Here is a 12941-nt window from a genome sequence, read left to right as displayed (position 1 = left end):
TATTTTATGAACATTTCTCTTGCATTTATTGATTGAATACGTATAATAAAAAAGTACAGTCATGAAAGGAAGTATAAAAAATGACAAGAGTTTATAACTTTGCAGCCGGACCAGCTGCCATCCCCGAATGGGTATTAAAAAAGGCCCAAGCCGAAATGTTGGATTATCACGGAAGTGGTATGTCCGTCATGGAGATGTCACACCGATCTGCTGAGTTCAAAGAAATCATAGATAATGCCAAAGCTAGCCTTCGTCGCTTGATGAACATCCCCGAAGACTATGACATTTTATTTTTACAAGGTGGAGGTTCTACGCAATTCTTCATGGTTGCATTGAACTTGTTACAAAATGGTGCTGATATCATCGATACCGGACAGTGGACAAAGAAAGCCATCAAAGAACAAAAGAAAATTGGTTATGTTCATGTTGCAGCTTCTAGTAAAGAAGATAACTATACATATATTCCAAAAATCAAACAAGAAGATTTAGATCCAAAAACGGATTATGTTTATATTTGCGAAAACAATACTATTTTTGGAACTAAATATAAACAATTACCACCACACGATGGAAAATTATTAGTTGCCGATTTATCTAGCTGCATCTGCTCAGAACCCGTTGATGTCACAAAATATGATTTGATCTTTGCTGGTGCACAAAAAAATATGGGACCTGCCGGTGTAACCATCGTTATTCTTAAAAAAGAATTATTAGATCGTGCAGATCAAGATAAATTACCAAGCATGTTGTCTTATAAAGTACATGCCGAAAAAGATTCTATGTTCAATACGCCTCCAACTTGGGGCATCTATATGGTTGGCTTAACTTGCCAATGGTTAGAAGAAGTCATTGGTGGCTTGGAAAACATGGAAAAGATCAACCAACGCAAAGCTAAGAAATTATACGACTACATTGACAATTCAAAATTGTATACAAACAATGTCAACAAAGAAGACCGCTCACTTATGAATGTTCCATTTGTGACCGGTGATGATGAATTAGATAAGAAATTCGTTGCCGAAGCAAAAAAAGCTGGTATTGCGAATATCAAAGGCCATCGTTCGGTTGGTGGTATGCGTGCAAGTATCTACAATGCCGTTACCGAAGAAGCTGTAGATTATTTGATTGACTTCATGAAGAAATTCGAAAAGGAGAATGCATAATGTACACGGTCAAACTCTATAACAACATTGCCAAAGCTGGATTGGATCAATTTACCGATCAATACGAAATTGGCGATGATAAAACCAATGAAGATGCCATTGTCGTACGTAGTGCAAATTTACACGATATCGACTATAATCCAAACCTAAAAGCCATTGCCCGTGCTGGAGCTGGTGTCAACAATATCGATATTGAAACATGTACAAAAAAAGGTATTGCCGTATTTAATACCCCAGGTGCCAATGCCAATGCCGTTAAAGAATTAGTCTTTGCCGGAATGTTATTGGCATCTCGTGATATCTACAATGCCATCACATGGGCAAAAAGCCAAACAGACAATCCAAATCTTGCCAAAGATATGGAAAAACAAAAGAAAAAATATGCTGGCCATGAACTAGCTGGTAAAACATTAGGTATCATCGGTGTTGGTGGTGCCATTGGCCGTCGTGTAGCCAATGCCGCTTTACGCTTTGATATGGAAGTACATGGTTATGATCCATATATGACAGTCGATGCCGCATGGAGCTTATCTCGTTGGGTCAAACATGAAAATACGATGGAAAGTGTATTGAAAGACGCTGATTTCGTTACCATCCATATTCCACAAACCCCAGATACCATGAATACCATCAATAAAGAAACAATCAGCCAAATGAAAGATGGTGTGAAAATCTTAAACATGGCACGTGGTGGATTGGTCAATGAAGAAGATATGCTAGAAGCTTTGGATTCTGGAAAAGTCGCTATTTATGTAACGGACTTCCCTACACCGAAGCTTGCTGCTCATCCCCATTGCATTCCGATTCCTCACTTAGGTGCATCAACAGCAGAAAGTGAAGAAAACTGTGCAGTCAATGCAGCCAAAGAAGTCATGGACTACTTAGAATATGGCAATATTGCTAATTCTGTCAACTTGCCACGCTGCGAAATGGAATGGAATCATAACTATCGTGTATCCGTGATTCACGTCAATAAACCAAGAATGATCAGCAAGATAACAGATAGTTTCTCCGAAACCAATAACATTGAAAACATGATCAATAAGTCACGTGGCGATGTAGCAGTGACAATGTTAGATTTAGATAAAGAACCATTAGCTGAATCCCTTCAAAAACTAAACACATTGGATGGCATTATTCGCGTAACAACCTATCATGACTAAATAATCTATGATCTAAAAGCAGCAACCGACAGTACAGACGATGCAATGTATTGTCGGTTTTTTTTCAGTGATTTCGAAAAAAAGAAATACTTATATTTTTATTAGCATATCCATGCAACCTATGATTAAATACTAAAATGTGATCATACACAAAGGAGAGAAATTATGGAAATTATTAATGAAGTAAACAGTTTTGTGAATGATATCGTTTGGGGGCCAATCATGATTGCCCTCTTGTTAGGAACCGGTATCTTCCTTTCTGTTCGTCTCAAATTCCCACAATTATCAAGAATCAAAGATATTCGCAAAGTTACTTTGGGACGAATGAAAGAAGACCATCGACGTCAAACCGAACACGGTACCATCGCCAGTGCCAAAGCTGGACTTGCCTCCATTGCCTGTGTCGTTGGAACGGGAAATATTACTGGTGTGGCAACTGCTGTTGCTACCGGTGGTCCTGGTGCCCTATTCTGGATGTGGCTATCGGCTTTCTTTGGCATGGCGACAAAATTTGCCGAAATTGTATTGGGCTTATATTATCGTGAAAAGAATGAACGTGGCGAATACATTGGTGGTGCCATGTTTTACATCTATAAAGGACTCAAATCCAAATGGATGGCCTATTTTTTCTGTATCATGGCTATTTTTTCTTACATGGTCTGTGGTGCCATCGTTGACACCAACAGTATTGTACTAGGTATTCAAGCCCAATGGCATGTTCCCCCATTGGCATCCGGTATTATCATGGCTTTCCTAACTGCCATTGTTATTTTAGGTGGTATTACTCGTATTGGCGATGTATGCGAATGGCTCACACCATTAATGAGCCTGATTTATATTTTTGTTGGTGGAATCATTGTAATTTTACATTTGCCACAATTACCACATGCCTTTGCTACTATCTTTACGGGTGCATTTACTCCGCAAGGAGCAGCGGGTGGATTTGCTGGAGCTACCGTCATGCAAATCATGACAGTTGGATTAGCACGAGGACTAAATTCAAATGAAGCCGGAATGGGCTCCAGTCCAACACTAAACTGTTCTGCTGATGTAGACTATATTGAAAACCAAGGCTTTTGGGGCATTGTAGAAGTATTCTTGGATACCATGATCATCAATACCGTCACTGGACTTGTCATTGTGTTATCAGGAAAATGGGTCACAGGTATATCTGGTACGGAATTAGCCATGCATGCCTTCTCTACATTCATGCCTGGCCATATTGGTAATTATTTTATTTTGATTAGTACTTTCTTGTTTGGTTATAGTTGCTTGATTACTTCCAGTTTCCTATGCGAAGTTTCCGGTGAATTTATTTGGGGCAAAAAGGCCGTATTACCCGTTCGATGGATATGGATTGCCTTTATTGTTGTAGGTTCTATCGGTGGCCTAGAATTTGTTTGGGATCTAGCCGATACCGCAAATGGATTAATGGCCATTCCAAACTTAATTGCCTTATTATTACTCAGTGGCACTTTGGTACGCATATATAAAGAAAAAATCCCAACAGGTGGAAAAATTAAAGATGAAGACGCCAATTTGTGATTTTGTAAAAGCCTATCAGGAAAGTCAAACATCTCGTTTGCATATGCCTGGTCATAAAGGCCAAAATATTCTTGGTTTTGAAAGTTTAGATATTACGGAAATCAAAGGCGCTGATGCTTTATATGAAGCCGATGGCATTATTGCTCAAAGTGAAGAAAATGCATCCAAGCTTTTCCATACCGGAAAAACATTGTATTCAGCTGAAGGTTCGAGTCTAAGCATTCGTACCATGATTGCCCTGGCATACAAACGAAAACCATTAAAAAACCGACCTGTACTCTTAGCCGGTCGTAATGCCCATAAAGCTTTATTATATGCCTGTGCCCTATTAGATATTGATATTGACTGGATCATGCCTAACGAAGAACAAGTATCTATTTGTTCTGTTGTGGTAACACCGGAACAAGTCAAACAAAAATTCGAACAAGCCGATACTTTGCCCATTGGTCTGTATATCACTAGTCCAGACTATCTTGGCCAAATGAGTGATATCAAAGCACTTGCCGAAGTTTGCAAAGAATATGATGTACCCTTATTAGTCGATAATGCACATGGTGCCTATTTACACTTTTTACCCGAATCCCAACATCCTATCGACCTAGGCGCCTATATGAGTTGCGATTCTGCCCATAAGACCCTTCCTGTCGTAACGGGAGGCTCTTATTTGCATCTTTCCCAGCAAGCCAATCAAGAAGTTGGTCCAATGGCCAAAGCATCCATGATGTTATTTGGGTCAACCAGTCCATCCTATTTGATCTTGCAATCTTTAGATCGATGCAATGCCTATTTAGATACTTCTTTTCGTTCGGAATTAAAAGCTTTAATTCAAAAACTAGATCAATTAAAAGCAGAACTAATACAAGCAAACATTCCGGTTTTACCTTCAGAAAAAACCAAGGTAACGATCCATGCTTCACAAATGGGCATCCATGGCTATGAACTCGCCGAACGATTGCGTGCCCATCATGCCGAACCTGAATTTGCAGATAGTGATTTTCTAGTGTGTATGTTCACACCACAAAACCGACCCATCGATTTTGAACGCTTGAAACAAACCTTACTAGAAACACCACATAAACAACCTTTACCATCCACGCAACAAGCTTTGTTCCAGGTAAAGCCAACACGAAAACTTTCGATTCGCCAAGCTATCTTAAGCCGTCAAAAATTCGTACCTGTAAATGAAGCCATTGGCCACATCTGTAGCGAACCCTCGGTCTCTTGTCCACCAGCAATTCCAATTGCTGTGAGTGGTGAAATCATCACAAAAGAAATGGTTGATGTTCTACAAACCTATGATGTTCAAACAATCGCTATTGTTGAAGAATAAATGGCTATAGGGAAAAGCTAAATCATTCAACAACCCAGATTCTTCTCGGAAACAAGTTACATTCTAAGCATGAAAAAGGGTTGGTCAAATAGTTATTAGCTTTATAAAAACAAATATGTGTGTGATTTTTTAGAGCTTGTCTTCTTTATGAGAGGGCGGTAGGTTGAGGGCAAGGACAAATAATTGGACCTTATTATTTTAAATTAGTCCCGAGAGGAGAGAGTGTAATCTAAACTGTGTAAGTTAGTTAGATGCGTACGGCTAACTAATGAACACAGTTTTTATTATGCCTATCTCATGATATGGTTGAAGGAGAAAAAGGAAAATGAATGAAATGAGTAAAATTAAAAGAAATCCCGCCGCTGTCAAGATTGCCAATGAAATCCTTAAAGAATATGACTGTGATTCATTAGCCGATATGCAGGATGCTCTCAAAGAAATCTTTGGTCCATTGTTTGAAGGCATGCTTCAGGGGGAAATGGACAATCATCTTGGTTATAAATCCAATTCAAAAGAGCCAAAATCTACAAAGAACAGAAGAAATGGTTCCAATCCCAAAACTTTAAAAACCACAATGGGAGAAGTAGAAATCAATGCGCCAAGAGACAGGAATGGATCCTTCGAACCAGTCATTGTTCCCAAACGATCAAAGGATGTTTCCGATATCGAAGGAAAGGTATTATCCATGTATGCACGTGGAATGTCACAACGTGATATCTCATCAACGATCGAGGATATTTATGGTTTTAAAGTATCACACGATATGATCTCNAAGGAAAGGTATTATCCATGTATGCACGTGGAATGTCACAACGTGATATCTCATCAACGATCGAGGATATTTATGGTTTTAAAGTATCACACGATATGATCTCGGATATAACCAATGCTATCCTTCCCGAAGTGGAAGAATGGCAGAACAGACCGCTCAAAAAATGTTACCCATTTGTTTTTGTCGACTGTATGTATGTTTCTGTCAGAAACGATTATGAAGCCAAAGAAGAAGCCGTTTATGTGATTCTTGGGTATGACCTGCAGGGACAAAAGGAAATTCTTGGTTTGTGGATGGATTCCACGGAATCAAAGAACTACTGGATGCAGGTATTTGATGAGATCAAGGCACGAGGAGTCGAAGATATCTTTTTCATTTCTATGGATGGCGTATCCGGTCTTGAATCGGGTGCCAAAGCTATTTTCCCCGGAGTTGTCGTACAAAGATGTATCGTTCATCTGATTCGGAACTCCATCCGATATGTACCAACTAAGGACTACAAAAAATTCACATCCGATCTTAAAAAAGTATATGGAGCCTCTTCACTAAAAGCAGCTAAGACTGCGTTCGACACATTCTGCGACAACTGGAAACAATATCCTGGAGCGATCGAAGTATGGAAAAGGAATTTCCTTCATGTAGAACAGCTGTTTGATTATGGATCTGCTGTTCGAAAAGTTATGTATACGACAAATGCGATCGAATCGGTAAATTCCTCCTTTCGAAAAGTGACGAAAAAAGGGTCATTTCCAAATCATGAAGCTGTATTCAAGCTGCTCTATTTACGGGTGAAGGAACTACAGAAAAAATGGGACAAAGGACATTTGAATAATTGGTCGATGGTATTGAATCAATTGTTGGTCAACGATCAGTTTAAGGATCGTATCGAAAAGTACATTCAATACTGAATCTTGAAATGATATATATTCCAAGTTCCTTGTTTACAATGAGCCTCCGCCCCTAAGAACCTGAAAAAACGGCCAGTCAAAAAAATCAATTTTCAGCTGGCCGTTTTAAGCGTACATTAGGGTCGCTCATTATAAACAAGTTTTCTCGGCATAAAACATCATTTCAAAACAAGATTTAGAACTTATTAAAATCGATCATAAAATATTAAATACACACTTTTCTTGACAAACCCATGAAAGATAAAGCTAGCTATGTCCGAAAGCATCAAATTGAGTTTTCAGAGGGGCTTATTTCAGGACCCCTGAAAACCTTCTCGAGGATCTTAAGTATTCGGTAGATCAATTTGATGATCTCAGACATAGTTAATCCTTTACCAGAACTCCATCCATATTTGGGTCCACGATCTCAAATCCTTCTGGTGGATACAAATAGTCGTCATCAGAATCATCAACCACTTTGTACCACCCCTTTTCTATGGATATGACATCGTAAACTTTATTATGGGTGAGCATAAAAGAACTTGTTTTTCCCTTCCATTTAGCTTTCATTCCAACCACTCCTTGATTTTAAATTTTATTTTTCCTACGTCCCTATTTGTTTTCAGAGGGGCTTATGTCAGGGCCCCTGAAAACAAATAGTATGGCAATTTGAATAAATAAGGGCAATAACACAAGCCACCACGACCAGGCAATAACATGGCACAGTTTTAACACGATAAAAGTGATGGTCAAGGCTTCACAAAAGCTTATCCCATTTCTAGGTTTATAATCATTATTCATGCTTAATCCTCTATTTCTTGCACTAAAAAAGCACGATTTCAACCGTGCTTTCTTGCTTTGCTTTTTTTGTATTGATCCGGAAAAGTATATGAATTATATTCATCAATTGCTTTCTTTAAATCATCTGGGCAGTTTTTTGTAGGCATGTACATTTTTCCGGGCTCAAAAGTGTAGAATTCATGATGCTTAGCAAATTTCATATAATTACGATCGATCCTCATAATTTAACACCTGCCTTATAAATCAAATCTTTTACAAAATTTGGATTGATACCATTATACGCATTATTCATTTCAGAAACCAGTTCTGTAAAATTTGCGCTATTGTTATTTCTAATAGCCGCATATGTTGAGATATTTTCTTCTATTATTTCGTCCAATTCTAGATTAGCATTCCTTGCTTTCTGTTGCAATACATATAGAATATCTTGTCTGATTTCTGGATTGTTTCGATCAATTATATGTCCAAATTCATGTATCACCACATTTTTGTATGTAGTTCCTTTCGGAAAGAGACTTTCTTTAACAGCACTTTCATATTCTGATTTTAAGTTTTCAGAGGGGCTTATTTCAGGACCCCTGAAAACTGAGGCTTTCAGACATAGCTATCACTCACTAATGACTAAACGATGGTTGATAATCGGATATTCTGTCCCTGTGCAATTATTATGGACAGTTCATGAATCGAAACAAAGAAAATTTGATCTTCTTGTATAATTTTTAATTGGTAATTCTGGATATGTAATTCACAAGGATTCGTTATTTCAAGTATTCGCTGGTGCATAAAAAATTATATATGTATCCTATAACCTACATATAAGTTTGCTACCTTTCTTATTTATACCATGAAACAAGAGATCTATTTATTCAATGGTAAACGCCTATTTTAACACATATTTTATTTAGTCTGACGCTATAAAAGAGACTGCATAGTCCACATTGAATCGTGTTTCTATCCATGTCTTTGATAATGGAATCATATTCTGGCTGATATCATTAACTCGATTGCATAAACAATCATCAGGTGGAATAGGTAGAGATGTTATCTTTTTCTGAGATACGCCCTCTCCTTTATGAACAGATGATATAAAATCGGAAACATTTTGACCAATACGCAGTCAGAAAGTTGCAGTTCTTTTTTCATTTATTATGACTGTTGAAGAGATGTTTCTCTGAAAATAAAGTAATGTTTTGCAGTACATATCATCTTTCCATGCAACTGCTTCTGTTTATTCGTAGATGCAGACGTTTGATTTGATTCTGCGTTTTTCATCACGATTTTCATCAACCGTTTCTCCCATCTTAGATTTCCTTAAGAGAAACAGGGTAAGCCCGACTAAAGTAACAAGGGACGGCAAAATGCTGAGGATAGACGCTTCTGCATTCATGTTCCCACACCATTTTGTCCTGAGACCCGATTTATAAGATGCATCCCAAATGCTAGTGCAGATAAAGTGAGCAATACCCAGATGGTCTTGGCACTCTTTTTTCAAAGCATTCTGAAAAGCGTTTAGCACCACATCTCAAAACAAGATTTCCTCAAAAATACCAGTCAGCACATAAGTAATAATTGTGGATACAAGCTGTACAGTATAAGAAAAATACCCAGGATCAGCTCGGATTCCACTAAGTACCAACTGGGCAATCGCAATAGTTATAATGGACAAACCAATGAAAAAATCATGTACAAAACTTTTTCCATCCGGGGTTGCCAAAATTACGACAATAAGGATGACAAGCCGAAAAGCTTCCCTAGAATTTCCTACAGATTTCCGGTAATGTTTGCGTGCTTATCAATTTTCAACATAATAAAATCGCTATGGCCAAAATCCCAAATAAAAAATATTGATGGGCCTTTTCTACTTCTATATACATGAAGTTTCCTTTCTGCACAACGTGTTAGATATTTAGAAAGTATTATTATTATTATCGTTGCCATTGAATTTAAATAAAATCATTCATTCCTATTGGGTGTTTCTGTAAACCTTTTAACCAAATAACGAAAAGTTTATGATCCGTTCTCCTGTACTGAGGCATGAGCACCTTCTCTTCCACTTTCAAATAAACGTATTTCAGGAGGGTTTTAAATGATTGTAGCCTCTGAAAACACTCAGCATGTCCTTCATTTTTATATCCATTGAGTCTATATCTATTTGCTACCTTTCTTATAAATAGCATGAAACAAGTGTTTGTTATATTCAATGTCATAAAAAAAGTTAGAAAATCATCATACAGACTTCCTAACTTTCTTATCTTTTCCTATTGTCACAAAAAGAATACCGCCACTGACAAATAATAAAGCGACCCATGTGGTCCATGCAAATGCCTGAGCATATTCATGTAATAAGAAGGCAGAAATAAATACGCCTAAAACAGGAATCAAACTATTAAAAATACTAATCTTGCTAACGGGATTCGACTGTAATAACAGACTCCATAATGTATAGGCAATTGCCGATAAGCATGCCAAATAAATCAAAACAAACCAACCACTCATTGGTCCATGCGGACTGTGTCCACCATGCAATAAGCCAATGCCAATCAGTAATAAGCCACCCAATAAAAACTGTGCACCACTCAGTTGTACGGGATCTTCTTTTTGGGTGAAACGATTGATCAAACAAGAAGAAATAGCGGCACTGACCTGCGATAATAAGACCAAGATGGTTCCGAGTTCCAATCCAAAGGAAAAATGATTCATGATCAAAATGCCAACAAAACCAGATATGACTCCAATCAGTTTACTGCTTGTCATTTTTTCGGTATGAAATACATAACATGCACATAATAAAGCAAATAAGGCGCCTGTCCCGTTCACAATAGCGGCTCGTACTCCACTGGTATGTGCCAATCCCAAATAGTAAAAAATATATTGAGCTGTTGTCTGAAAGATAGCTAAACAAAGGACAGAACTAGGTTTTATTTTCCACTCTTTCTGTGGATGTAAAAGCCAATCCACCAATAAGACCAAGATACCAGCTAATGTAAAGCGTAGTCCCGCAAAAACAAGAATAGAAGCTGTATCCTGTGGATCTACCGCAAATAAAGCATATCCTTTTTTAATAAAAGGACCCGCTGATCCCCATAATGAGCAACAAAAAACAGCAATCAAAGTCACAAACCAAGACTTCTTCCAAATCGTCATTTCATGGCCTCTTTCTTTTCTTCCAATTCCATCCAACGTTCGGTTGCGGCTTCTAATTTGGATTCGAATTCATTTCGTTGAATCGATAAAGGTTGCAACTTGGAATAGTCGGCACCAGCTTCTTGCATCCATTGGTCTAATTCCTTGATTTTATTTTCATAGGTTTCCATCAAAGCCGGCAATTGTTCCAATTCCTTTTTCTCAGCATACGGCATTGTCTTGCGCTTTGGTGTGGTTCCTCTTTTTATTGTTTCTTTTTTGATGGGTTGGAGCTTTGCTTTATAATCCGAATATCCACCCAAATACATTTCCCATGTATGATCGTTTTGATAAACAAAGACTGAATCACAAACACGATCTAAAAAATAACGATCATGACTCACCGTAATAATGGCGCCACTAAAAGCATCCAAATAATCTTCCAATACTTCCAATGTCATGATATCCAGATCATTAGTTGGTTCATCCAATAATAAAATATTAGGGGCTTGCATCAAGACACGACACAAATACAATCGTCTTCTTTCACCACCGGATAATCGCCCCAATGGCATATAGTACATCTTCTTGTCAAATAGAAACCGTTCCATCATCTGTGAAGCCGTTAATGATTCTTTTCCATAAGAAATCACATGCGCTACTTCTTCAATATAATCAATGGCACGCATCGAAAGGTCTACCTGATCATCACCTTGGCGAAAATAACCAATACGCACCGTTTGCCCATATGAAATAGAACCTTGTGTTGGTTGTAAATCTTGATCAAGAAGATTTAATAACGTGCTTTTTCCACACCCATTTGGACCGATGATGCCAATACGATCATTCCGTTTTAATCGATATGAAAAATCATGAAATAACTCGTGTGTTCCATATTGAAAGCCCATATGCTCCCATTCAATAGTTTCTTTACCCAAACGAGAAGAGACCGATGTCAGTTGCAAGTTTTTTTCATTGATCATAAACCGTTCTTTTCGCAAATCCTCAAAACGATGCAACCGTGCTTGTTGCTTGGTGGATCGTGCTTGTACACCTGCACGCACCCACGCCAATTCTTTTTTATACAATTGATAAGCTTTATGTGCCTGTGCTTGCTCTCGTTCTTTTCGTTGGGCTTTCGCCTCTAAAAAGGCCTCGTAATTGCCTGAATACACATAGAAATGTCCTTGGTCGATTTCCACAATCTTGGTGCATACAGACTCTAAAAAATAGCGATCATGCGTGACCATGAATAAAGCACAATGCAAATGTTGCAGATAATTCTCTAGCCATTCCACCATATCTTCATCCAAATGATTGGTTGGTTCATCCAACAATAAGACATCACAAGGTTGCAACAAAACAATGGCCAACGCCAATCGCTTTTTTTGTCCACCCGATAAAGTTTCGACCTTTAAAGAAAAATCACTGAAACCCAATTTGGTTAAAATGGATTTCACTTCAAAATCCTCTTTGTCTTTGCGATATTGATGAATTTCATCCCATATGGACTCTTGTTCAAACACAGGATTTTGGGGCAAATACGCGATCTTTAGACCCTTTTTACAGATGATTTCACCCTGATCATAATCCGATTGTGTGGCCAAGATCCGTAATAACGTACTCTTTCCTGTACCATTGGTACCAACCAACGCGACTTTATCACGATCTTCTAAAGTCAGATCCACATCTTCAAATAATGTCCGATCATTAATGGTCTTTTTTAGACCATGAACACTGATCCATACCATACTCTCTTCCTTTCAAAAAAAGTGAAGTAGAAAGTTCTACTTCACCAATTCAACGATGGCCATTGGCGCTGCATCGCCACGACGAATTCTCGTTTTGACTACGCGTGTATATCCACCATTACGATCTGCATAGGCAGGTCCAATTTCGTTAAACAATTTTTGTAAAGCGGTTGTTCCATTGTCGTCCACTTCTACATTGCGAACATAGGCAGCTGCACTACGACGAGCCGCTAAATCATTTTGTTTCGCTAATGTGATCAAGTGATCCATGACAGCAGATAATTCTTTCGCTTTCATTTCTGTCGTTTCTAATTGTTCTGCTTCAATCAAAGAAGTGGCCATGTTACGCAACAAAGCCTTACGATGATCTGCAGTACGACCTAATTTACGATTCTGCATCGTGATC

Annotated in this window: 13 protein-coding genes and 1 pseudogene; 6 read left to right on the top strand and 8 right to left on the bottom strand. The window is 38.1% G+C overall.

The window, feature by feature from the left end:
- Positions 1–80: 80 nt before the first annotated feature.
- The 6 genes and pseudogenes from serC to EDX97_RS01630 all read left to right on the top strand — a co-directional run.
- The gene (serC, locus tag EDX97_RS01650; protein WP_128519450.1) at positions 81–1163 is read left to right on the top strand and encodes a 3-phosphoserine/phosphohydroxythreonine transaminase; all 1083 of its coding nucleotides are present in this window, start codon (positions 81–83) and stop codon (positions 1161–1163) included.
- Positions 1163–2326, top strand: a complete 1164-nt coding sequence (locus EDX97_RS01645; protein WP_128519449.1) for a 3-phosphoglycerate dehydrogenase family protein — start codon at positions 1163–1165, stop codon at positions 2324–2326. Before serC ends, EDX97_RS01645 begins: the two co-directional genes overlap by 1 nt.
- Before the next feature lie 165 nt (positions 2327–2491).
- The gene (locus EDX97_RS01640) at positions 2492–3871 is read left to right on the top strand and encodes an alanine/glycine:cation symporter family protein (protein WP_128519448.1); all 1380 of its coding nucleotides are present in this window, start codon (positions 2492–2494) and stop codon (positions 3869–3871) included.
- Positions 3852–5201, top strand: a complete 1350-nt coding sequence (locus EDX97_RS01635; RefSeq protein WP_128519447.1) for an Orn/Lys/Arg family decarboxylase — start codon at positions 3852–3854, stop codon at positions 5199–5201. The genes EDX97_RS01640 and EDX97_RS01635 overlap by 20 nt, the downstream gene beginning before the upstream one ends.
- 325 nt (positions 5202–5526) lie before the next feature.
- A pseudogene (locus EDX97_RS11640) lies at positions 5527–5972 on the top strand (transposase); the annotation flags it as partial.
- Position 5973: 1 nt separating this feature from the next.
- Positions 5974–6881: IS256 family transposase (locus tag EDX97_RS01630; RefSeq protein WP_128520010.1), on the top strand; the 908-nt coding region annotated here is incomplete at its 5' end.
- 363 nt (positions 6882–7244) lie between these two features.
- Here EDX97_RS01630 and EDX97_RS01625 read toward each other — a convergent pair.
- The 8 genes from EDX97_RS01625 to rplQ all read right to left on the bottom strand — a co-directional run bounded on the left by EDX97_RS01625 (position 7245) and on the right by rplQ (position 12934).
- The gene (locus EDX97_RS01625) at positions 7245–7430 is read right to left on the bottom strand and encodes a hypothetical protein (protein ID WP_128519446.1); all 186 of its coding nucleotides are present in this window, start codon (positions 7428–7430) and stop codon (positions 7245–7247) included.
- A 42-nt stretch (positions 7431–7472) separates the two neighbouring features.
- On the bottom strand, positions 7473–7661 hold the full coding sequence (locus tag EDX97_RS12135; protein ID WP_221175862.1) for a hypothetical protein: 189 nt from the start codon (positions 7659–7661) through the stop codon (positions 7473–7475).
- A 38-nt stretch (positions 7662–7699) separates the two neighbouring features.
- The gene (locus EDX97_RS11635) at positions 7700–7861 is read right to left on the bottom strand and encodes a hypothetical protein (protein WP_183164222.1); all 162 of its coding nucleotides are present in this window, start codon (positions 7859–7861) and stop codon (positions 7700–7702) included.
- Between the two features lie 17 nt (positions 7862–7878).
- Positions 7879–8145 carry a hypothetical protein gene (locus EDX97_RS01615; protein ID WP_148039793.1) on the bottom strand — a complete coding sequence of 89 codons (267 nt, stop codon included), beginning with the start codon at positions 8143–8145 and terminating at the stop codon, positions 7879–7881.
- A gap of 744 nt (positions 8146–8889) precedes the next feature.
- Entirely contained in the window at positions 8890–9048 is a 159-nt protein-coding gene (locus EDX97_RS11630; protein ID WP_183164221.1) for a hypothetical protein, read from the bottom strand.
- 839 nt (positions 9049–9887) lie between these two features.
- Positions 9888–10805 carry a DMT family transporter gene (locus EDX97_RS01610; protein ID WP_128519444.1) on the bottom strand — a complete coding sequence of 306 codons (918 nt, stop codon included), beginning with the start codon at positions 10803–10805 and terminating at the stop codon, positions 9888–9890.
- Entirely contained in the window at positions 10802–12535 is a 1734-nt protein-coding gene (locus tag EDX97_RS01605) for an ABC-F family ATP-binding cassette domain-containing protein (RefSeq protein WP_128519443.1), read from the bottom strand. The genes EDX97_RS01610 and EDX97_RS01605 overlap by 4 nt, the downstream gene beginning before the upstream one ends.
- A 36-nt stretch (positions 12536–12571) precedes the next feature.
- Positions 12572–12934: a 50S ribosomal protein L17 gene (rplQ, locus tag EDX97_RS01600; RefSeq protein ID WP_128519442.1), complete on the bottom strand. Its 363-nt coding sequence runs from the start codon at positions 12932–12934 to the stop codon at positions 12572–12574.
- Between the last annotated feature and the right edge of the window lie 7 nt (positions 12935–12941).

The organism is Absicoccus porci, from assembly GCF_003725415.1.
GTDB lineage: Bacteria > Bacillota_I > Bacilli_A > Erysipelotrichales > Erysipelotrichaceae > Absicoccus > Absicoccus porci.
This window is presented reverse-complemented; position numbering and strand designations above follow the sequence as displayed.